Annotated in this window: 19 protein-coding genes; 5 read left to right on the plus strand and 14 right to left on the minus strand. The window is 41.6% G+C overall.

Annotation, left to right across the window (positions count from 1 at the left end):
• Nucleotides 1–113: 113 nt before the first annotated feature.
• Nucleotides 114–1,598: an esterase/lipase family protein gene (locus NSQ64_RS16380; RefSeq protein ID WP_045034544.1), complete on the plus strand. Its 1,485-nt coding sequence runs from the start codon at nucleotides 114–116 to the stop codon at nucleotides 1,596–1,598.
• Here NSQ64_RS16380 and NSQ64_RS16385 read toward each other — a convergent pair.
• The 8 genes from NSQ64_RS16385 to NSQ64_RS16420 form a co-directional block, all read right to left on the minus strand.
• Nucleotides 1,595–2,128, minus strand: a complete 534-nt coding sequence (locus tag NSQ64_RS16385; protein ID WP_007500462.1) for an HD domain-containing protein — start codon at nucleotides 2,126–2,128, stop codon at nucleotides 1,595–1,597. The two genes, NSQ64_RS16380 and NSQ64_RS16385, sit on opposite strands and share 4 nt — an antisense overlap.
• Nucleotides 2,129–2,272: 144 nt before the next feature.
• Nucleotides 2,273–3,016 carry a (S)-benzoin forming benzil reductase gene (locus tag NSQ64_RS16390; protein ID WP_341018350.1) on the minus strand — a complete coding sequence of 248 codons (744 nt, stop codon included), beginning with the start codon at nucleotides 3,014–3,016 and terminating at the stop codon, nucleotides 2,273–2,275.
• 97 nt (nucleotides 3,017–3,113) lie between these two features.
• Nucleotides 3,114–3,611, minus strand: coding sequence for a type VII secretion protein EssA (gene essA / locus NSQ64_RS16395; protein WP_341017324.1), 498 nt, complete (start codon nucleotides 3,609–3,611; stop codon nucleotides 3,114–3,116).
• Entirely contained in the window at nucleotides 3,592–6,489 is a 2,898-nt protein-coding gene (gene esaA / locus NSQ64_RS16400) for a type VII secretion protein EsaA (RefSeq protein ID WP_341017326.1), read from the minus strand. The genes essA and esaA overlap by 20 nt, the downstream gene beginning before the upstream one ends.
• Nucleotides 6,486–10,961 (minus strand): type VII secretion protein EssC, encoded by a 4,476-nt coding sequence (gene essC / locus NSQ64_RS16405; protein WP_341017328.1) that lies wholly within the window; start codon nucleotides 10,959–10,961, stop codon nucleotides 6,486–6,488. Before essC ends, esaA begins: the two co-directional genes overlap by 4 nt.
• Nucleotides 10,962–11,012: 51 nt before the next feature.
• Complete coding sequence (essB, locus tag NSQ64_RS16410) at nucleotides 11,013–12,326, minus strand: type VII secretion protein EssB (protein ID WP_008345895.1); 1,314 nt, start codon at nucleotides 12,324–12,326, stop codon at nucleotides 11,013–11,015.
• A gap of 14 nt (nucleotides 12,327–12,340) precedes the next feature.
• The gene (locus NSQ64_RS16415; protein WP_008345897.1) at nucleotides 12,341–12,580 is read right to left on the minus strand and encodes an EsaB/YukD family protein; all 240 of its coding nucleotides are present in this window, start codon (nucleotides 12,578–12,580) and stop codon (nucleotides 12,341–12,343) included.
• Nucleotides 12,581–12,675: 95 nt separating this feature from the next.
• Nucleotides 12,676–12,969 carry a WXG100 family type VII secretion target gene (locus NSQ64_RS16420; RefSeq protein ID WP_003213769.1) on the minus strand — a complete coding sequence of 98 codons (294 nt, stop codon included), beginning with the start codon at nucleotides 12,967–12,969 and terminating at the stop codon, nucleotides 12,676–12,678.
• 407 nt (nucleotides 12,970–13,376) lie between these two features.
• Between NSQ64_RS16420 and NSQ64_RS16425 the strand changes: the two genes are divergently transcribed.
• The 3 genes from NSQ64_RS16425 to NSQ64_RS16435 all read left to right on the plus strand — a co-directional run bounded on the left by NSQ64_RS16425 (nucleotide 13,377) and on the right by NSQ64_RS16435 (nucleotide 16,566).
• On the plus strand, nucleotides 13,377–14,606 hold the full coding sequence (locus NSQ64_RS16425) for a PucR family transcriptional regulator (RefSeq protein ID WP_008345900.1): 1,230 nt from the start codon (nucleotides 13,377–13,379) through the stop codon (nucleotides 14,604–14,606).
• Between the two features lie 110 nt (nucleotides 14,607–14,716).
• Nucleotides 14,717–15,853 (plus strand): alanine dehydrogenase, encoded by a 1,137-nt coding sequence (gene ald, locus NSQ64_RS16430; protein ID WP_017358929.1) that lies wholly within the window; start codon nucleotides 14,717–14,719, stop codon nucleotides 15,851–15,853.
• A gap of 116 nt (nucleotides 15,854–15,969) precedes the next feature.
• Nucleotides 15,970–16,566, plus strand: a complete 597-nt coding sequence (locus tag NSQ64_RS16435) for a biotin transporter BioY (protein WP_041091835.1) — start codon at nucleotides 15,970–15,972, stop codon at nucleotides 16,564–16,566.
• A gap of 47 nt (nucleotides 16,567–16,613) precedes the next feature.
• On the opposite strand, the gene NSQ64_RS16440 is transcribed toward NSQ64_RS16435, so the two are convergent.
• Both NSQ64_RS16440 and NSQ64_RS16445 read right to left on the minus strand, forming a co-directional pair.
• The gene (locus NSQ64_RS16440) at nucleotides 16,614–17,942 is read right to left on the minus strand and encodes a Na+/H+ antiporter family protein (RefSeq protein ID WP_024719743.1); all 1,329 of its coding nucleotides are present in this window, start codon (nucleotides 17,940–17,942) and stop codon (nucleotides 16,614–16,616) included.
• Nucleotides 17,943–18,081: 139 nt separating this feature from the next.
• Entirely contained in the window at nucleotides 18,082–19,572 is a 1,491-nt protein-coding gene (locus NSQ64_RS16445; RefSeq protein ID WP_008346787.1) for a leucyl aminopeptidase, read from the minus strand.
• A 326-nt stretch (nucleotides 19,573–19,898) separates the two neighbouring features.
• Between NSQ64_RS16445 and NSQ64_RS16450 the strand changes: the two genes are divergently transcribed.
• Nucleotides 19,899–20,375, plus strand: a complete 477-nt coding sequence (locus NSQ64_RS16450; RefSeq protein ID WP_024719744.1) for a divergent PAP2 family protein — start codon at nucleotides 19,899–19,901, stop codon at nucleotides 20,373–20,375.
• Between the two features lie 40 nt (nucleotides 20,376–20,415).
• Here NSQ64_RS16450 and NSQ64_RS16455 read toward each other — a convergent pair whose 3' ends face one another.
• The 4 genes from NSQ64_RS16455 to NSQ64_RS16470 form a co-directional block, all read right to left on the minus strand.
• Complete coding sequence (locus NSQ64_RS16455) at nucleotides 20,416–21,060, minus strand: 3D domain-containing protein (protein WP_341017333.1); 645 nt, start codon at nucleotides 21,058–21,060, stop codon at nucleotides 20,416–20,418.
• Between the two features lie 99 nt (nucleotides 21,061–21,159).
• Nucleotides 21,160–21,480, minus strand: coding sequence for a YuiB family protein (locus NSQ64_RS16460; protein WP_003212933.1), 321 nt, complete (start codon nucleotides 21,478–21,480; stop codon nucleotides 21,160–21,162).
• Nucleotides 21,481–21,561: 81 nt separating this feature from the next.
• Entirely contained in the window at nucleotides 21,562–21,687 is a 126-nt protein-coding gene (locus NSQ64_RS16465) for a YuiA family protein (RefSeq protein ID WP_008346797.1), read from the minus strand.
• Between the two features lie 135 nt (nucleotides 21,688–21,822).
• Entirely contained in the window at nucleotides 21,823–23,040 is a 1,218-nt protein-coding gene (locus NSQ64_RS16470; RefSeq protein ID WP_160758061.1) for an NAD(P)/FAD-dependent oxidoreductase, read from the minus strand.
• Between the last annotated feature and the right edge of the window lie 247 nt (nucleotides 23,041–23,287).

A 23,287-nucleotide genomic window follows, 5' to 3' on the forward strand; every position in this document is an offset into this window, starting at 1 on the left:
CAAACCTACAACATTATTACCGTATTTTTACATTTCGTATTTTTTTACAATTTTTAGAAGTATAATAGATTGGTGCTGCCAACATCTTAAATTATTTGAAGAGGTGAATGATCTTGAAAAAATTAATCTGTATCGTTGCTGTCATGCTCTTACTATCCTCTGCAAGTTATGCGCACGCAGGCACAATTGGAGATGCACCTGGTACACCAGGGAAGTGGTTTAAAGGAGAAGAACCGGTACAAAAAGACCTGTCAAAACCCCCACTTGTTTTTGTACATGGCATAAACAGTTCTTCCTCCACATGGTCTGATCGAAACGATATGGCAAAACAAGCTGTTCTGAACGGATACGAAAGCGCGTTCATAGATTTATATCCAGATCAGGACATGAAAAAGAATGGGAAACTATTAGCAGAAAAGTTAAAAGAAATCTATGAATTTTTCGGCAGAAAACTGATAATAATCGGTCATAGTAAAGGCGGAGTGGATACGCAGGCTGCACTCGTGTATTACAACGCTCATCCATATGTAGAGAAAGTCATCACACTTGGCTCTCCACATTATGGGACGCCGCTTGCGGATTTAGCCTATAGCAAAGGCGGAAGCTGGCTTGCGCAAATCCTTGGACAAAAGAGCGACGCGCTCTATTCTCTGCAAACCGGGATGATGGCAGCTTTTCGAAGTGAAACCGACCGGTTGGAGACGTTTCCTCATAAATATGTGACCTATTCTGGTTCAGAATGGGGAACCTTTGGCGGAGTGCTTTATTTAGGCGGCATGTATTTAAAAAGCTTTGGGGCAAACGATGGCGCTGTGACGGTCAGCAGCACAAAGCTAGCATATGCAAACAATATTTTAACAGGAAAGTGGGATCACTTTTCGATCAAAAACGGCACAAGCATGTTCCCCGTATTTCAGGCACAGCTGCGTGCAAGTACCGCAAGCGCTGAAAGTGAAGACGAACAAGAGCAAGAACCAGTCTCTTCGGAGCTAAATACAAACGTTTATGTGAAAGGTGGAGAAAGTGAAAAGGATAAAACAGAAGCGTTCTATGTAGAGGAAGGAACGAATGGCCTATCGATTCAGTGGTTAAATGAAAGACAGGAAGCCAATCCGGAAATCGTTGCGCCAAATGGCGATGTCTTAACCAATTTGACGACATCGGAAGCATCATTCCCATATGAAGGCGCCTATTCACACCATGTGCAAATCAATAAACCCGTTCCAGGAAAATGGACGATTCGATCAAATTCAGGAAAAAAGGATCCTTATTTGCTACTTGTATCCTTTGATTCACCATTGAATGAAGAAATCAAAATCGCTGCAGCGAAATCAGGAGATGCATCGACACATTCAAGCAAGCTGATTAAACGATTAAGCAAAACTGTAGAGACCATTTATTTTAAAGATGCCGAGAAGGATCATCCACTGAAAACGAGCTCTTCATCAGCCGTTCAATTGAAAAAAGAAGGTGCTTATTCCGTCACGGTTCATTACACAGGTCTCACTGCGTCAGGGACATCGGCATTTAACCGTACTGTGATTCGCACATTGTATGTGGATCAGCACGGAACGATTCATGGAGATATTCCATATTAAACAGAGCGTTTCATGGGCTGAAGCGCCTGCTGCACCTTCTCATCCAAATCAGCAATTTTTTTGAGCGCAAGTGATTCATCTATTTGTCTGTAATGGTGGTGTCCACCAGGCTCTTCGTCCATTTCATCTGCTTTCTTCACAATTTGCTGGAGTGTGTCCTTATGCAGGTCACCCTCTGGCAAATATGAATCTGTGTGAAGCAAAATCGCAAGGGCAATCTCTTTGGCTGCTTTTGGTTCCTCGCCTAGCCGTATGAGCAGTTTATGTGCCCGCTCTGCCCCTTTAATGGCATGAATATCATTCCGTCTATATGTCTCATAATCCCATTCTCCGCCTGCTGTATACCATTCATAGTGGCCGATGTCATGCAAGAGTGCTGCTTTCACAGCAAGATCCGGGTTAATCCCCGCCTGCATCGCCAGTTTGAATGCGTGATAAGCACAAGCAATGGCGTGGGCTTTTCCTGAACGATTTAAATATTTTTGAGCGACTGGATGGGTGTAAACATCCATTAATGTAACCTTTCTCATGGAAACCCCTCCTTATCTATATTTTTAGCATCCTAACATATTCTGAAAAGAAACTCAAATGTTCTGTCATATTTCCGATGAGTCTCAAGATTAGCTTATGCTCGATAAGCTGTCTTTGCTTGTACAATATGAAAAAAGCAGCCGTTATGACTGCTTTTTTCCATACTCACGGGCATCGTATACACAACCGCCAGCTGGGTCATCAGCTAGAAGGTCTAGTAAAATACCGGCCACTTCATCTGGGCTCTTTAGCGTACCTGTTTCATGTAATTGCTGAAACCGCTCAATTTGTTCAAAGTCCTGTTTGGAGGATTTCCGAATCTCTCCCTGCATATCCGTATCAATCGTACCGGGTGAAAAGGAAAACGTGGTGACAGGATATGCTTCGTCCTGCTGTTCCTCATGTAAAGTCCTCATAAACATATCAAGCCCTGCTTTTGAGCTGCAATAGGCACTCCATCCTTTGTACGGATTTTTAGCTGCTCCAGAAGAAAGATGCACGATGGTTTTCTTCCCTTCAAGAGATTGTGTCTCCCTCACAAACACATGACTGAGCAAAACAGGGATGACAAGGTTCAGCGTATAATGCTGATGAAGCGTATCCTCTTCGCCTTGCCCTGCACGTTTGATAGGAGTGACCATTCCTGCATTATTGACAAGCAAGACGTCATCAGCGTCTGCGAGAGTTTGCGAGGACAAGATGCCCTGAAGCCACTTTGCAGCCGATTCCTCATCAGTGAGATCGACCTGTGAATGCGTGAGGTGTGGATGGGATAGTGGCGACTCACTTCTTGCAGCGGTATACACGTTATCCCCGCGTGAAAGTAGCTGTTTGACAAGTGCTAAACCAAATCCTTTTGATCCGCCTGTGACGATTGAAATTCGAATGACAATCTCCTCCCTTGATAACACTATTTTAAATAGTGAATCGGTCTCACATCAAGCAATCTGCATAAAGAAAAGCCTGCCCTTTTCAAAAGGCAGGCTATTTCTTTTCCGTCTTCACATTCACCTTTGGAATCAGAATGATCATGACAATGATGCCACAGGCGATCAAGATGCCAAAAATGATTGGTAGAAGCGCCGATCTCTGCTTTTCATGATCATCGCCAGAAGGCGTTGATACAGCCGAATCGCTGAAAGAGATATCCATCTCTTTCATCATACGAGCTGGCGTTTTAGGCGGATTGTCTTTCAGATCACTAAAAAGCTGCGGCGCAAGTTGACCACCAGAGGTCTTAGGCGGGTCAGCAAAGTGAATGTCCGTTTTGACTTTAGATGTTGTTTTGCTTTGTTCGTATTTCGTTTGATCCCTCAATATACTAGAATTAATATTGAGGTTCTTTTCTTGATATTCATTCGGCTTGACATTCGTATCCGTATCTTCACCTGTAGCAGCAAAAGCAGCAGGACTGAGGAGAAAAAGGGATATGACACCAAGTGCCATCCCTTTGACGAATAGATTAAGCCTCATGAGTGACATCACGTTCCTCTGTTTTGTCTTTCCATAGCTTCTTCACTAGTGGAATGACCATGAACAATATCGTTAAAATCAGTAGCCCTGTGATGCCCATACCGAAGTTGTCTCCATTTCCATATTGGATGGACAGATACACGTCTGTCACTGGATTTGTAAAATGGAAGTTTGGCATGACCAAATCAATTAACGGTGCAACAAAGAAGAAAATAAGCGCCGTTGCTGCCATCCATCCGGCAATTGAACCGAAAAGGAAAGCTGTGCGAATGAAGGCAGAGCATGCCACTAGCAGCAAAATCGTAAAGATCGACCATTGAATGGCTTGGTCATCAGCTAGTTTGTAAATGTTGAGTCCAAACAGGCTGATCATGAGCCCGACTAGCAGATTTAAAATACCAAAGAGTGCACCTTTGACCAGCATTGGCGCTGACGCATAGTACGAGCTAAAAAAGCCAATCAACAAACTGCTGATCATCACAATAACCAAAATGACTACTGGCGGTACAGTCTGCGTTTTTTCTTCTGGCACATCGCCGCTAATTTTCAGCGGATTGGCTAAATGGTTATACACATAGTTGCTGTTGCCTTGATCGTCTAAAGTGTTGCCTAAAATACCCTTCAAATCTTGTTGAACAAGCTTCGTAGAATTGACATTCTTACTCCAGTTTTCGTTCAACGTGTCTGCTTTTTCTTGAACGGTTGTGACACTTTCTTCAATATTATTCGTATAATCGGCCACCCCTTTTTGGCGGTCGGTTAACGAGCTCATATTTTCAGAAAGACGAAGCACTTCCTGACCAATTGAATCCTGTGCACTCACAACAATCGAACTGCCCGCAAGGTCTGCCGTATACACCGCATCTCCTTGATCAGCCATTTGTTCAGCTACTGTGTCCGCACTTTCAGAAATGGCATTTAACTCCTGTTCCATACTTGCCTGCTGAGTCGAAATGTATTCTGCGTAGCCATCTGAGAATTTTTGCATCTCATCAATAAAGGTAGACACATCATCATTTGACGTCAGCATTTGATTTTTGAGTGTATCCCAGTTTTCCGTTTCTTCTTTTTTGATGGAAAGGATGGACTGGATTTCATCTCCTTTTGTGTCTAGTAGAGATGAGTTGTTTGTTGGTTGATATAGATTCCCAAGCATCATCTCTAGCTGAGACAGTTGATTGGAGTATTCCATTAACTTTTTGGTGCTTGTTGAATTTGTTTTAAACTCTTGATCAAATATTTTCGTATTCAAAGTGTTGCCAATCGGCGAGTTTACTCGTTTCAGCTCTTGCACTTTGTTTAAAATAGAGGTTTCCTGATTTTTGATTTCATTCGGAATGACGTTATATCGATCTTGTAACCTCAGAATCATCTTTTCAAGCTTCTCTACTTTTTTCGTGAGGCTTTCAAGCTCCTTACTCATTTGACTTACTTTGTCTTTCAATTGGTCGTTATGAGCGGCCGCTTTTTCTTGAATCTTCTTTTTCACTTCTTCTAAACGATTAGACAGTGCTTTTAGGTCATCTTTTGATTGATTCGTGCCGCTGTTATCTGGCTGAACAGCATCCTGACCGTTTTCACCCTCAATATCATCTTCATTAGTAGGAGGTGCAGTCTGATCTTCTAATTGATCAGCTAGATCGTTCATTTCCGATGAAATTTGCGAGAGTTCATTTGTTTCATCATCTAAGTTAATGCCAATCTCTTCTGGGTTCTCATTATCTTGATCTGATTGCCCGTCATCATCAGGATCAGCTGGCTGCTCGGGTGCGTTGATTAGCTCTTGCCTTTTTGTCTCTAGCTTATTCTGCAAGGCGATGATCTTACTTTTATAGGCCTCTAAGTATTGACCTTCATAATTCTTCAACAGCTCTTCTTGAGACGCCTTCACAAGGTCCGTTAATCCCGACGATTGCTTAGGGATTGCGTCTTCTCTTGCCTTTTGAACAGATTGAATTGCGCTGTCCGTTGTTTTAAGCTGACTTTGGACCCCATTGATATCGGTTTTGAGTCCGCCCATTTGATCGCTAAAGCTGCGGGCATTTTGGTTTTGAATCTCCGCAAGCTGTTTGAGTCCTTGCTGGATTTGTTTTTTGCTTGTCGATTGCGCTTTGATCAAGAGATCCTTTTGTTTGTCTTGATACTGCTGATATTGATCGACTACTTTTACGAAATCCTTCAGCTGACTTTTCGCTTCTTCTGTTGTACTTAAACCGTCTTTATACTGTTTTTGTGAATCGGCCATCGCATTTTTTAGTTCTTCTATTTGTTTCTTCTGCTGCTGGACGGCATCAGATAGTTTGTTTGAATTTGGCTTATAGAAGTTGTACATCGTGTTTTGGAATTCGACCTCTTTGCCAACAATATGCTCAAACTCTTCTCTGACATTGCCGATTTCCTGTGATACAAAACTCCAATATAAAGTCGACATTTGTTCATTCATTTTCTTTTGAGCATTTTCTAGCTCTCTTTGTACTTTTTCTTTATTCACTGCATTGAGCTGATCTTGGATTGAGAATTGGATAGATGCCTTCTCAGGATGATCCTTATCATAGCTCAGCACATTTTTAGAGAAGTCAGATGGAATATAGAGAACTGCATCGTACTTTCTATTTTTCAGGCCATTTTCTGCCGCACTTCGATTGACGACTGTCCATGTGTAATCTGGACGCTCTGATAATGCCGCCACCACATCCTGTCCGAAACGAGCGGTATTTTCACTTTCGCTCGCCCCCATATCCTCATTGACCACGGCAATGTTACGTGTGGCATTCTTTTTCTGTTTTGCCGGATCATCCCCAATGAGATGGAAAAATAGAACCGGCAAGACGAGAATCAGTATCATGGTCGACACGATTTTGATGGAGCTTTTTTGCTGCTCTGTCATTGAACACTCTTCCTTTCTACCGCACATAAAGGAACCTGGATTTTCTTCTCTTTCCCGTTTTCAACCAAATATCCGAAGCCTGGCTGAATCTCTGGTTCTTGTCTTGCATACGGAAGCGGTATGATGTTTTGCTCTGATTTTTTCATCAGTAACATGGCATGACGAACCTGTTTGATTTCGTTTGTGAGTGCATCATAGCCTTTACTGAATTCGGTATGATTTCCTGACGCGATCAGGCTGAAGCCTAAGTGTGCATATGACTTCATGAAATCAGCCAATTGATCTTGAAGACGCGGGTCGATTGTCTGCTGAAAACGCGTAATGCCATCAATCACAAGCACAATTTGAGAGAACGACAACTGATCAGTCTCTCCTCGGCGCACAGCTTCGACGTACATCTCTTCACGCACCTTGAATAAACGATCTATTTCCTCTGCCCATTCTGTGATATCATCCTTTGTTTCAAGGTAATCAATGTTCTCTTCTTTTGCATAATGAGAGAGCCCCCGATCAATCGAATCAAAGACAGCCAGCTTCTCAGGTTTTGCTACTAATAGCTGATCAAGCATCAGCTTTGTCACATTTGTTTTCCCTCGCTGCGTTTGACCGATGATGAGGCAGTGTTTATTCTTCTTCAAGTCAAAGTAAACAGGTGCAACAGATTCCTCATCTAGTCCGACTGGAATGTCATACGGCTGTTTTTGTTCTTCTAAGCGACTCTCTAGCTCCCAAATGGTCAGTTTATCAGGAAGCATTGGTACAGGTTTTGGTTTTTCAGCTGATTCAAAGCGATCATGAAGAAGCTGGATCTCTTGTTTTAAATGCTCAAACAATTCGAGATCGTTCTCTCCTTCAACTGGCAGGAACATTTGGGCAAAGTAAAGCTCTTCTTTGTTGATAATGACTCGTCCTGGAATCGGCTCTAAGCTGAATTTCGGTCTGCCAATAATGGAGTATGCCTCTCCTTGATCCATTAAGTAATGGACAATCTTTGTTTTCAAATTGTTCATAAGCGATTGACGGACTGCGTTGACACGAGTCGCTGTGATTAAGAAATAAATGCCTAACGATTGTCCATCACGGCTTAACTGAATAAATTCAGATTCGAGTTCATGCATTTCGTCTTTCACAATGTCAAAGTTGTCAATCACGATAAATATGAATGGAAGCTTTTTCTCATTCAGCGCATTGTACATTTTGATATGACTCATTTCCTGCTGTCTAAATAAACGCTTGCGATATTCAACCTCTTCACGAAGACGCTTCATCGACTTTTGAATCTTTCTCATTTGATCCATTAAGAAATAATCAGCCGTATGCGGAAGTTTGGCAAGCGGTAGCAAGGTGCCGTTACCGAAGTCATAAATATATGCATGCCATTCTTCAGGTGAATATCTTTCTGCGAAGCTCATAAGCAGTGTGGTTGCAGCAAGTGATTTGCCGTAGCCGGATGAACCGAAGATGCCAATATTTCCATCCTCCATCATTTGATAAGAAAGTGGATGCTGGCTTTGCTGATCTGGCTCATCGACAAGAGCGAAATGGAAGACGTGCTCTTCACTTGATGCATAACGTGTTTTCGGAATCCGTTCTTCAAGCGGTGGAAGCCATGGACTCGGAAGCTTTTCAATTCCAAGCTCCTGCTGCATACGTTCAATTTCATCCACAACAGCGGAAATTTCCGTCACTGTCTCTTTTTTCACAGTCGGCTCTGTACTTACCCCTGATAATGGGATCAGTCCAGTGTCTGTTACAATGGCAATGTCATCTTCTGATCCGTAGCCATCTTCCATATACGGTGCACCGCTCCACGCCGATTGGAATAATTCATAGATTTCATTGTTCCCCACTTGTAAATATCCACGACCTGTCACGGTAATCGACGCTGCATCACTATTTTTCAAAATTTCCTTACTGTCTGATGCATCTTGTACCTTTAATGCGACTTTAAAGCGGGAGTTACTCCAAATTTGATCATCAATGACCCCGCCAGGCTTTTGTGTCGCCAAAATGAGATGGACACCGAGACTTCGTCCAATCCGCGCAGCACTGACAAGCTCTCTAATAAAATCTGGCTCTTCACTTTTTAATTCAGCAAACTCATCAGAGATTAAGAACAAATGAGGCATCGCCTGTTCCGCCTTTTTCTCTTTATAGAGTTTCGTATAGTCATTGATATGATTCACATGATACTGATCAAACAAGCGCTGTCTTTTCTTCAGTTCACTTTTAATAGAGGCAAGCGCTCTTTCACTAAAGTTTTTGCTGCCTTCAATGTTTGTGATCGTACCAAGTAAGTGCGGAATATTTCGGAACGGCTGCGCCATTCCGCCTCCTTTGTAATCAATGAGCAGGAACGCCACTTCATGCGGGTGAAAGTGTACAGCCAAGGATAAAATATACGTCTGTAAAAACTCACTTTTTCCTGATCCCGTTGTTCCTGCTAATAGACCATGTGGGCCATGTGCTTTTTCATGCAGATTCAGATCGACAATATCGTTTTTTCCTTTATAACCGATAGGCACAGATAATGACTTTGCTGTTTCAGATGTCAGCCATTTTTCACGAATGCCAATGTCATCTACCTGTTTGGCATGAAACAGGTCAAGGAAGGAGACCGTTTCTGGAATTGAGTTGGTCATCCCGACTTGATGATCTAATGTTCTTAAGGTTCTGGCAAACAACTCATTGTCCGCTCGCTCATGTGCATCCAGCTGAAATGGAATTCGTACGGCCTTCTTATGCTGAATGAGAATATCTCCTTCTTCTTCGTTAATGTAACGAACAAGCGTTGAAATATTTTCAGCCAAGCTTTCCTTTGTTTCTGCCGCAAAGATAATTGAGATGCCTAAATCCGTCCGGCTGCCTTCTAGGTATTCTAAAATCACATGTTCCGCAATGAGTTCATGGTTTGTCACGATAAACACAAAGTGAGGCGTAAAGATTTTTTTCTCTTTTTCCTCTTCCAGATCACGCTCTCGTAAAATTTCATAAATAGAAGACAAGAGCTGATCACGTGTTTGTTCGTTATATATAAACCCTTTCCCGTATGTATGAGGAAGTTGGAAGTGCGGCAGCCATTTCATCCATTCCCAGTTCTCATACTCCTGTTCATTAAAGATAAAAACAAATCTCAAATCATGATAGCTGTGCGAGAAAGCAAGCTGGCCGACAAGCTGGTGAAGCTCATTTTTGACAATTGCCGGTTTTCCTATTAATCCGGTTGGACCGTCCGCAAGACCGAACGTAATCGGTACATCTTTTACCTCGCGATAGACGTTTTGCATATGCTGGGTTTGTTCCATTAAGTCATCGATGTCACGATTGGCCATATCGCCGCCGCTCGTCGATAATTCATAACTTGAAGGAACTGCACCTGTCCCTAGACGCAGCTGTAAAAAATCATCACTGACAAGCGTCTTTTCCCAAATACGCCCGCTGATTTCTGACGTCAAATATTTCATTTGTTCAAAAGATGGATAATGATACGTTAAAATAAATTGTTGACGGTCATACAGCTCTTGCAGCTCTTTCCGCTTATTTTCTAAGTAAAGAGAGTAAACGCGTTGCCGCTTCTCTTCTCGTCTTTTGCGCTGTGATTTCTCTTTAAAATATTGAACGGACGAAGTAATTAACGTCATAATAAACATCGCCATTGACACGACAATAAAGAAACCCCGCGGCTGAACAAGGGCCACGATCCCCATGACAATCAGCATGACAAGCGGCGGAAGAACCACAAGCCAAAGTCCTCTGCCGTTATTTTCACTCTCCTGTGAAGGAAAGCTGAAAGACACCCGGTCATCTGGCAGATCGTAAATCAAACGTGGTGTTCGTCTATATAAAGGATATTTTTGTTTCGTTTCGGTACTCGGCGGCCTCGTTTTTTCTAAACGTGTTTGAAATGGTTCAAATGCTGTTACTTGCAATAAATCATCATCTTTCAATGACAGCGTCAAAAAGTTCCAAAACAGCTCATCCCCAACAAGAAGCTGCTGTGGACCGTGCAACTGTTTCCCGTTCACATAGATCGTCTCATCTTGGGGAATGACATACCAAGTGCCTTCTATTTTTTCCAACGTGAAGGATTTGGCATCTTGAAACATTGAATAGGCTTGTTCTTTCCACACATCCGCTTCATCTATTTCTTCACTTGAAATAGTCACTTCGACTCTATTTCCTAGGTAATAAATGGATTGATCATGATGTGAATCCATCAACATGAGTGTGAGTGAACCAACCTGATATGGTTCATGTGGAAGTAAGTGACCTCTCTTTTTTTCGCCCTGATAAAGAGAAAAGCCGTCATTCGTTTCATCTGGAGATAAACGAATCAATCCTTCATCAAACGAAAGGGAAGGAATCGTTACTGTATGCTCTATTTCAGGTCCAATCACAGCTTCCCGGTTGAACTGCTCATCTAAACGGACGGTTTGATAATCTTCCTCATAAAAAACCCATAGAAGACTCAAACGCTCCACCTCCTCATCGGACAGCACCAACTGTCAGTTGTATCGAAAGAATTATTTTTTCTCATCTTTTTTCGTCTGAGAGGTTTTCTTTTTTGCATCAGATTCTTTCTCTTTTTTCTCCTGATCGGCTTTTGACTGCTCTTTTTGTTCAGCTGTTTCATCTGTTTGGCTTGCATCTGAGGAGTCATTGGTGCTCGTCTCCGTTGTTTCTTTTTCTTCATACTTCGCCATTTCCTTAATGATTGGATCTAGCTGTTTTTGTTTTTCTTCAGCAGATAGGCTGTCGTCATTTTGAATTTCATTGCGGTAGGCGACGAGTGCTGTGAATATGTATCGGTCGTCCCCTAGCACCCTTGCAATATCCAGAGCTTCCTTGCTATTGCCTTGTCCAATATGAATCCAGAACAGGAAGTATTGCGGGTCTGTCTGCAATGTGTACGTATCCGTGATTTCTTTTTTGTGCTGGTCAAGCAATAGATTCCCTTGATTCGTTTGCACATACGAAATGGCCAGTTCATATTGAAGAGAGACTGGCATTTGATCGGCTTTGTATTTTTCGAGCGTATCCACCACTTGGCTGTACTGCTTGTTGAGATAATATTTGTTCGCTTCCACATACGCTTCTTGTTTCGGCATGGCGAAAAAGAACGTGTAAATGGTATACACCAATGCAGGAATCAAAAGAACAAGGAGACCAAGTCCAATGTATCGTTCGATCTTCCATTTCTTTTTTGGAATGGTTAAGAGCGTCTTTTCTTTTGCTTCGATGGCTTCTATTTTTTGTTGAATCAAAGCAGACAATTCTTCCAGTGACTGTGTATCACTTATTTCCTTTGCCAGCTCAGATAATTTCAACGTATCATGATAAGCCAAATATTCTTGAAACTGATATTCATGGTCCACCACTCGAAGAATGACGGCTTTGACCTCTTTTAACAGACGATGTTGGTCGGTTTCATATGGCGGGATGCTTTCTTTGACCCCGTAATGCAAAAATGCAGGCGCTAAGCCTTGATGAAAAACAATGTTTTCAGGAGAAACAATAGGATGCAGCCGCTTCACGTCGTGTTTGCACACTGCATCGACAAGCTGGTATGAAAAAATCCATTTGCTTTTTTCATCCTTTGCATGGATGAAACGAAATTCCTGATAGGCAGGAGGCGGTTGAATTGAAATGATGACCTCACCTTCGGTTAATTGGATCTCTTTTTTAAATGAAGGATTGATGTCTTTAATCGGTGCCGCTTCTAAACCGTCTAAGAGTTTAATTGTCTCTCTTTGAAAAATGAAGGTGTAAGTGCCTTCCTCTTTTTTCATGACTGCTTCTAATTGTTCTTCTAAATAGGAACTCTTTTTATCTGCCATTTACAAAAGTCCTTTCATAGTATTTCCAGCCTGTCTCCTGTGGTGATTCCACAGTCTGACAGCTTATATTCGCCTGAAAACACAGCTTTCTTATTGACTACACGCACCCATCCGCCATCTCGTTTAGGTAGTGAGATTTGTTTTGCCTGCCAGGCGATATGGATGACTTGTTTAATATGTAAATAATTTGATAGTCTCAAATCAAACACACTGCCATCATAGTTTTTTAAGTCGATGGTAATATCGATATACACAAATTTCCACCTCACAAAATAGAAAGAGCGCCGGCATCAACTGACAGACTCGGCGCTTTTTCTGCTTTTCACACTTAGAAAGGAAATCCCTTTGATTAGCCGCGGATTTGGCTAGCGATGTCTTGGTCAGTGCTTTCAAGTGTATTTGCAGTTTGATCAAGCTGATTGCTGACATCTGTTAATAGATCAGACATTTTGATGAATGAAGGTTTAAGCTGTTCGTATTGATCAGCGAATGCTTCACTAGAAGCACCTTCCCACATTCCTTTTAGGTCAGAGATCATTCTATTTAGACGATCAACTTGGTTTAACACTTCTTGACTTTCAACACCATATTGCTTAGCGGTCGCTCTTAGTTCTTCTGGGGTTACGCGAATAATTCCTGACATATTCCTCATTACCTCCCGTGCATAGCCGCCATATAATGGGCTAATCCACTTATTTTTTGACGTTATTATTATAAAAACAGAAATGATACACAGTCAAACAAATCTGTTTTTATTTTACAAAATGAGTCTATGGAATTACTGTTTTTTCGCTCTTTATCTAGTATTTAACAGTTTTTTGGTCATATATTCTTAATAAAAGAGCGTGCACTTCCATGAATCTTTCCGCCTATTGATTTTTTACTACATTATTATTGTACTATTTCTTTTTGTGATCAACGCATGACCAATGTGCTCATTTTTCAAGCTTTTTGTTTTTTTAATGATTATGGCATTTTTTTGTTGATTTACGTACCTGATTCTCTTCATAATGTAAGTACGTGAAATATTCGAAAAAGCAGGGGTTTTTTATGACAAAAAAGACAGATCCATTTAAGTATAGCCTTGATCGTTTAGAGGATGTGGCAGACCAAATTAGTGATGTGCTCAATTGCCCTATTACTATAGAAGATACTCATCATCGATTATTAGCCTATAGCACACATAATGATTTCACTGATCCCGCCAGAACTTCAACCATTATCTCCCGCCGTGTACCGGAAAAAGTCATTAATCGGCTTTGGAAAGACGGTATCATTCCTACACTCCTTAAAACAGATGAACCGCTTCGCGTACCTCAAATTGCAGAAGTCGGTCTATCCAGCAGGGTTGCCATTTCCATATGGAAAGACAAAGAGGTGCTCGGCTTTATCTGGGCAATTGAATCCACGCAGCCTTTTTCAGATGAAGAAATGGACCTTCTCAAGATGGCAGCACATGCCGTGAAAAACAAATTACTCAATTTACAAATTCGAAAAACGAAAACAGAAGAACGCAATCAGGAGCTATTTTGGAAGATGCTCACAGGACATATTCATGAAAAGGATGAGATGCTTGATCTCTTCTTGAGACTTGGGATGAGGTGTCCAGACACGTATGCGATTATTATTTTTCGCCTTCGTGATGAACTCACAGAAGATACGGAAAAGAAGCTCTCCTATCTGCTTGAAACAACCCAGCAAGTGCAGGTGCTGTTAACGACTGTTGATTTTAACGAATTCATTATTCTTGTCTCGCCAAAAACAGAACATCCGCTTCAAGATATTAAACAATTCACAAGCGGCATGCTAAAGCAGTTGTCTGATCGGTATCAGCTCCATGACGTTCAAGCGGCCATTGGTGGAATTTACGATCACATTACTCATATTCAGCCATCCTATAAAGAAGCACTGGCCGTCTTAAAAACAAAAGAACGCTTTCCTGTGGAAACAGAACAATTAAACAGCTTTTCTGAACTGGGTATTTATCAATACTTAGATGTGCTTGCTGAAAAACGAAAGGGATCGTCTTATTCCAGTTACTCTTTATCAAAGCTTGAGGATTACGATCTCAGGCATCATTCCAACCTCGTCGAGACCCTTGAACGGTTTATTGATTGTGACAGCAACGCCAATATCGCCGCAAAGCAGTTAAATATTCATATCAACACATTGAATTACAGACTGAAGCGGATTACGGACATTGCAGAAATTGATTTAAAAAACATGAATGAGAAAATGACCATTTATCTTGATATGAAGCTAAAAAACGTCCCTTTGTGAAATTTCACAAAGAGGCGTTTTTTAATTTTTTCATTCAACCGAAGAATTTTCTAAACTTTCAGGATACACTAGACATACAATATCAATAGATAAGCATAGGAGGAATTGATATGATCATCGGCATTCCGAAAGAGATTAAGAACAATGAAAACCGGGTCGCATTAACACCAGGAGCAGCATCTCAATTGCTTTCAGCTGGACACCAGATTTTAATTGAAACGAACGCTGGTTTTGGAAGCGGTTTCACTGATGACGATTATGTATCTGTTGGTGCAGAGATTCTTGATCAAGCGAAAGATGTGTGGGCATCTTCTGATATGATTATGAAGGTAAAAGAACCATTACCTGAAGAATATGCTTATTTCAGAGAAGGTCTGATCTTATTTACGTACTTGCACCTTGCAGCAGAGCCCTCCTTGGCTGAAGCATTAAAACAAAAAGGTGTAACAGCCATTGCTTATGAAACGGTAACGGACGGAAAATCACTCCCTCTATTAACGCCAATGTCTGAAGTAGCAGGTAGAATGGCTGCTCAAATTGGTGCTCAATTTTTAGAAAAGCCAAAAGGCGGAAAAGGCATTTTGCTCGCCGGCGTGCCAGGAGTATCGAGAGGGAAAGTCACCATTATTGGCGGCGGTGTCGTTGGAACAAATGCAGCGAAAATGGCGATCGGACTTGGCGCAGATGTCACCCTTATTGATGTAAATGCGGAACGATTACGTCAGCTGGACGATCAGTTTGGTCATCAAATGAAAACGTTAATGTCTAATCCTGTTAACATTGCAGATTCAGTGAGCGAGGCAGACCTGCTCATTTGTGCGGTTCTCATCCCAGGTGCTAAAGCACCAACCCTTGTCACAGAAGAAATGGTGAAACAAATGAAGCCTGGTTCTGTCATTGTCGATGTAGCCATTGACCAAGGCGGGATTGTGGAAACAATCGATCATATCACAACACATGATCAGCCTACTTATGAAAAGCACGGCATTTTACATTATGCTGTTGCCAATATGCCAGGAGCGGTTCCGAGAACATCGACAGTTGCTTTAACAAATGTCACGGTCCCATACGCACTGCAGATTGCAAATAAAGGCGCTGCAAAAGCGATCAAAGAAAACAAGGCGATTGCTGAAGGCGTCAATGTGATGAATGGACATATCACCTATGAAGCTGTCGCTCGTGATCTCGGCTATGATTATGTGCCTGTTAGTAAAGCCCTTGAAACCTCTTCCATGACCGAAGCTTAATATCTAGCCCGCCCTTTTCAGGGGCGGGTTTTATTGTTAACCTAAAATAAAAATAAGTTGACAAAAGAACCTCTTCCCCTTAATCTATTTGTACAGATAAGACAGGGGGAAATATCATGCAAAAGAAGACAAGAACAGCTGACTTTGTGCTCGTCGGGATGTTTGCTGCACTCATGGCTATCGGAGCCAATATCACATCCATTGTGCCATTTTTACAGGTCGGCGGAATCCCACTTACGATGCAGCCGTTTTTTTGTGTGCTTGCTGGTCTTTTGCTGGGCAGACGACTTGGCGCATTGGCCATGATTGTCTATGCTCTTGTTGGGATCGCTGGTGCACCTGTATTCGCACAGTTCTCGGCGGGTCTAGGCGTTATTTTAGGAAAAAGCGGTGGCTTTGTGTTATCATACATTCCTGCTGCATGGCTTGCCGGATTCATTCTTGAAAAAAGACAAAACCCTGGTTTTGGCCGCTTTTTATTTGCAGCCATTGCAGGAACGACCGTGATGTATGTGATCGGGACAACTTATACGTACATCGCATTAAATGTATGGCTGAACGCACCAATCTCTTATCAAACCACATGGTTCTTCATGATGTGGTTTATGGTAAAAGACTACGCGCTGACCATCCTCCTTGCGATGCTGGCACCTAAAATTTATCGATCAGTTTCAAAAGCCACATCCTTTCGAAAAGAACAAACAGCTTCCTAATATCAGAAAAGGCTCCTTTACTCTATGAGTAAGGAACCTTTTTTCATTTATAGCATAATTGCCGCAAGCCAGCCGAACAAGACGAGCGGGATATTATAAAAGGCGAATGTTGGGACACATGTACCCCAAATATGGTGATGCTGTCCATCCATATTCAGTCCAGATGTTGGTCCAAGTGTACTGTCGCTTGCAGGTGAACCTGCATCTCCTACCGCCGCAGCTGAACCAATAATCGCAATAGTCGCCATCGGGCTGAATCCTAAGTGTAAACAAAGCGGGACAAAGATCGTCGTAATAATCGGAATCGTTGCAAATGATGAGCCAATGCCCATTGTCACTAGCAGACCCACCAATAGCATTAAAATAGCCGCTAAGCTTTGGCTGTTTCCGATAAATTGAGAAGACGCCTTGACGAGAGATTCAATATCTCCTGTTTTCGTTAAAACATTGGCAAATCCAGCTGCAACAAGCATGACAAATCCGATAAATGCCATCATGTTCATGCCAGATGTAATCAGCGCATCTGCTTCATCACGTTTCATCATTCCAGTTACAAACAAGACAAGCAAGCCTGCAAGCGCACCGAAGATCATCCCTTCGACTCCAAGGCTTTGAGAGAGATATAACTGAACAATAAGTGATACAAGGATCGCAAGTCCAGCAAAGAATAAGCTCTTTTTTGTATATGCTGATTTTTCTACATCCGTAATGTCACGATTCTCATATGTTTTTGGCTTACGATAGACAAAGAGTGAAACGATCAAGCCAACAACCATGCCGCCTACAGGAATCAGCATCGCATACGGAATGTCTGCTAAATTCACTGTTAAACCTGCATCTTTCATGTTGTCACGAAGCATTCCGTGAAAAATCTGTCCAAAACCGACCGGAAGTAAAATATATGGTGCAGTAAGTCCGAAAGTCATCACACATGCTAGCAGTCTGCGGTCAATTTGAAGCTCGTTAAACACCTTTAATAATGGCGGGATTAAGACCGGAATAAAGGCAATATGAACAGGAACAACGTTTTGAGAAAAACAAGATACAATCAAAATGACCAGAATAATGAGCACTTTTGATAATGTTTTTCTTCTTGAATCGCCTTCTTTTCCAAGAAGCTTCACAGCTCCTTCGACCATGGCATCAGGAAGACCCGTTTTCGTCAGTGCGGCTGCGAATGCACCTAATAGTGCGTAACTAATCGCCACTGTCGCATTTCCGCCAAGACCGTCAGTGAACGCTTGAACTGTTCCCCCTAGACCTAATCCACCTGCAAGTCCGCCCGCTAAAGCGCCAAGTGCCAACGCAATCACGACATTGACCCGCAGCAAGCTTAATATCAACATTAAAACAACCGCTAAAACAACTGCATTCATGGTGAAACCTCCGAAATCCTTTAGTTTACTAATGTAGTAGATAATTAAAGTACCAACGTATGTTACCATAGAAAATTTACTTCGTCAAATGGCGTATGTCCTACATAAAAAGCTCTGCCAACTGGCAGAGCTTCTGTCTTTATTTCTTCGGTTCAAATCGTTCCACAAATGTTGCTAATGATCTGACCATCACGCCTGTTGCTCCTGTTGGTCCAAAGCATGAAGGTTTTTCTGTCGTGGCTGTTCCTGCAATATCTAAGTGAACCCAAGGGGTGTCTTCAGCGAATTCCCCAATGAATGCACCTGCCATGATCGCATGACCATCACGACCTGGTGAGTTATTCAGATCAGCCATTTTGCTGTTTCTTACTCGTTTTTTATCTTTTTCGGTGATTGGCAGCTGCCAAATCATTTCCCCACATTCTTCTGATGCCTCTTTAAACTGGGCATACAGTTCATCGTTATTGGTCATCACGCCTGTTGTCTCATTCCCAAGTGCTACAATGACACCGCCTGTTAATGTCGCAACATCCACAAGCACAGAGGCACCATGCTGCTTCGCATAGGTCACACCATCTGCTAAAACAAGCCGACCTTCTGCATCCGTGTTAAGCACTTCGATTGTTTTGCCGCTTAGTGAGACAATGACATCATCTGGCTTCATCGCATCTGCTGAGACCATATTATCTGTTGAGGCGATGACCGCAATGACATTCTGCTCTGGACGAAGTTCACCGATGATTTCCATTGCGCCTAAAACAGAGGCTGAGCCGCCCATATCAGTTTTCATCCCCACCATACTTGCTCTTGGCTTTAAGGAATACCCACCTGTATCATACGTAATACCTTTACCGACAAGGCCGATGACGTCTGTCCATTCTTCCTTGCCTTGATATTTCAATACAATCAGCTTCGGTGGTTCTGTTGAGCCTCTATTAACGGCTAGAATACCGCCCATTCCGAGCTCTTCCATTTGTTCTTTATCTAAAATTTCAATCTCGAATTCATATTTATAAGCAAGCTCTGCCGCATAGGATGCAAGATCAGAGGACGTGAGCATGTTCGGCGGCATATTCACAAGTGTACGAGCCGAATTGACCGATTGTCCGTAGACTTCGCCCACTTTCAAACTTGCCTGAATTTCGGCAGCATCATGATCCGTTGTTGCATAAACAAATTCGATAAAGCGATCCGGTTCATTCGTTTTATGTTTAAAATCTTGTAATTCATATGTAGCTAAAAGGCAGCTTTCAGAAAGGGCATGGGCTGCATCTTGAACAGGCAGATCCTTTCCTGTGAATGTATCAAGCAAAACCGAAACTGCTTGCTTTTTATCTTGATGAAGCTTTTTAAATAAATGTGCAAACACTTCCTTTGCCTCTTCAAACGTGTAATCTGACTCCTTCCCAAGCCCGACAAAATAAATGCGTTTAATGCCGGTTTCAGGGGATGGGAAAAATTTCGAAAGCTGATTTCGCTTAGACGAAATATCGCCTTCTTTTAATAATTCAGTGATTCTTCCTCCATGTAACTCATCCATTTCTTTTGCTTTTCCTGATAATTGGCTCTTTTGAAAAAGTCCGATGGCCAGTGTATCTTTATGTTGCAACTCATTTGTCGAGAAAAACATATTTATCACACGCTCCTTCAATGAACTCCATATTTCACATTGGAACTTCTATTATATCAAAATTTATGTGCTGATACGATCATTGCCAGCCTGTCTTCCCTTGAAGAACATTTATATTTTGGCACGCGGAAGGGCATCATGAAAAAGCGGCAGCGATCAATAGCAGCCTGTCCATGGTCTCCTCGTTCCACATCTACTTTCTTTAATGTTATAATGAACATGGACTTGGCAACAGTTCTTACTGCCATCATTTTTTTATCTTACTAGGGTAAATACTTTATCATTTCGCACGTTATTTTTTCTTAAAGAGAGGATGTTTCTTGTTCATGAGCGTACTGACGAATTTTCCGCTGCTTGCCAGCCTTGCAGCCATCTTTTTTGCACAATTTGTAAAAGTACCGATTCAATTTATCATTTCTAGACGACTAGATTGGTCGCTCATTACAAGCACAGGCGGAATGCCAAGTTCACACTCCGCAGCAGTAACAGCACTCTCAACAGCAGTTGCTTTAGAGCACGGGCTAGGAACATCTATTTTTGCCATTTCCGCCATCTTTGCCATTATTACGATGTTTGATGCGACAGGTGTTCGCAGACAGGCAGGAGAACAGGCAACTGTCCTGAACAAACTGGTCACAGATTTTAACCGGTTTGTTGCCGAGGCAAAGAACTTCCCAAGTGCGGAAGAAAAAGAGAAGCAAAAGAAATTGAAAGAGCTTCTTGGGCATAAGCCGATTGAAGTCTTCTTCGGCGGCTTAACAGGAATTTTGCTCACACTCATCTTAGATTATTACTTCATGTAGAAACGAAAAAGCTTTGGACCTTTTGAGATCCAAAGCTTTTTTATTCTTTATTGGCTTGATACTGCTGCCGGAACACTTGCATCGATTCTGCTTCATTCAACTGATTTAAGTCTTTTTCTGTCAGCGTTCCTTCACCCTTTTTAATCACATAAACGTCCAGCACTTTTTTACCCCATTCTCTATACACATCATCAACCGTTTCATAATATAAATCAAGCTTATGACCTTTAATCGCTTTCCCAGTATCTGCGACTACACCATAGCCATAATTGGGGATAAACAGGACAGTTCCTATCGGAAAGACAGATGGGTCCGCTGCCACGGTTGAATATAAATCACGTTTTACTTTGACGCCTGAATATGTAATGCCATATGCATGATGTTCTTTCGTCTTACCTGTTGATTCTACACCTGCTGTATAACCTGTGGCGACAACCTTTTGCTTCGGATAATCGTTCCAATTAAATGCTTCTTCGAGAGAAACAGCACGCAAATCGTCACTTTTCACCGCCATCGTCTGCCTTTTTGGATGCTTTAAAAAAGAAGATACGTGCTTACCGGCATCGGTCTCTTTCACCCATGCAGCTAAATCACTTGGTTCTACGCCAGATATGCCCGTAAAGCTTGTCATCAAGGCAAGCATAAACAGAGCTGTCATGAACAATCGTTTCATCCATGTTTTCATTTCTATTTGTCACTCCTCTACCCATCTATTTGTTTCCAAACAAAATGGAAACTATGCAAAGGAGAAACAAAAAAACCCACTTGCGTATAGACAAGTGAGTTAAAACATTTGATAGCCTCTTTTACGAAGAGCATTGATGACAAAACCTGAGGCAATGGCACCAATCAAACCACTTAATAAAATAATGATATCTGCCGCAGCAAGAGAAACGATGCGGTCTCCTATCCCGGAAAAAGCAATGCCTGGTTCTCTTACATAAGCAATCATCTTTTGATTATTGATAATGAAAAGGCATACAATTGGATATAAAATTGCCATAATCCATGACATTCTCAGCAGCATATTCAGCAAAAAGCCAATGCCAAAGAATAACACGAAAAATAAAATAACTGAAATGATAACGACTGGTAAACTGATCACTTCATCTCCACCCCCAAATATCCCATCATTAGTTTAACTTGGAAATAGAGATGAAGTCAATCAATGGAAAAAGCCGTAAGATTAATGCTTCTTTCCTGTCCCTTTACATTCCTCACATGTTTCTGATCCGCCGAGCAATAACTGAAAGTATCCTTTTCCTGAACAATACTGACAAGTTGACTTTTTTTCTTTCGTTTGTGCATTCATATTGCTCACTCCTTAATCTAAATTTTCTGATAATTCATCATAACATATTTTTCTGTCCAGTACCAAGTGAGAAAATATTCCGTAAAACATTAAAAAACGTGTACCACAGGGATACACGTTTTTGTCTATATCGGTTTAGAAGAACTTGAATTTTCCTTTTTTCAGAACAAGTCCTGGTCCGCCAACCATGAATAATGAACGGTTGTCGATGATTTTTTTCATTGCAGAAGCTTTTGTTCCTTGAAGTTTTTTACCAAACGCAACACCTACAGCGTCGTGTTCACCAAGAGAAGCAACTGTTCCTTTGATGTCTGGCTTAAAGCTTTCAAGCGTGCCACCTTTTACTAGTGCTGCAAGGTTTTTCGCTACTGTTTCACCTTGTTGCATCGCAATTTGTGCAGTAGGTGGGTATGGACGATTAATTTCTTCATTGATGATTAATGAGCAGTCACCGATGATGAATACATCTTCATTTTCTGGTACACGAAGATCTGGAGACACTTTTACGCGGCCGCGCATGTTTTCAAATCCAGCTTCTTCAACGATTGGGTTACCACGTACACCAGCAGCCCATACAACAGTTTCAGCTTTGATTTCTTCTGTATCATCGTCTTTTCCAACAATGATGCCTTCAGGCGTACATTCTTTGATCGCTGTACCGATTTTGAACTCAACACCTTTACCTTGAAGGTAGTTCATCGCATAGTCGATCAATTCAGGATCAAATCCTGGAAGAGCTGTTGGTGCAGCTTCTACACAGATAATACGCACGTCTTTTTGATCAATATCATACTCTTTGCAAAGCTCAGGTACACGGTTTCCAAGCTCACCAAGGAACTCAATACCTGTGAAGCCTGCACCGCCGACAACGATTGTCAGACGCTCTGGACGCTTTTCAGCTTCCGTATTATATGTCGCAAATTGAAGTTCAATGTGCTCACGAAGCTGACGAGCAGAGTTGATGTTAGAGATTGAGAATGCATATTCTTTCAGTCCTGCAATACCAAATGTTTCAGGAACAGCACCAAGCGCAACAACAAGGTAGTCATAAGAAAGTTCGCCATCTGATGTCACAACTTTCTTCTCTTCCTTATTAATGCTTTCAACTGTTGCTTGTACAAAGTTGACACGGGAACTGTTAATCACATCTTTAATTTGATAACGACAACGGTCATGATGAAGAGTACCTGCACTTGCTTCATGTAACCATGTTGTTTCGTAATGATAATTATGCTTGTTCACAAGAGTAATGTCCGCATCATTTGTGCCAAGCTGTTTTGTTAATCTTGTTACAGTCATTAATCCGCCATAACCTGCACCTAATACAACGATTTTCGGTTTATTCACTGGAATCACATCCACCTTTTTTAAATTTGCTGTAAAACGGATAAAGAATTACATATCGTTATTCTCAACCGCTTTGCGGCATTTTATGAAATTTAAACAAAAAAATAAGTATGTGAAAATCTGAACTTTCACCTACAAAAAACGAAAGCATTTGACCGTATCCGACAAAAATTCATAAAAAATTAATATTTAGTTCCCTTAACAATAATAGCGAGTTCTGCTCCTTTTTTCAAGGCTTTAAACTGAAAATCCT

The sequence above is a fragment of the Bacillus sp. FSL W8-0183 genome (genome assembly GCF_038006825.1).
GTDB classification, from domain to species: domain Bacteria; phylum Bacillota; class Bacilli; order Bacillales; family Bacillaceae; genus Bacillus; species Bacillus altitudinis.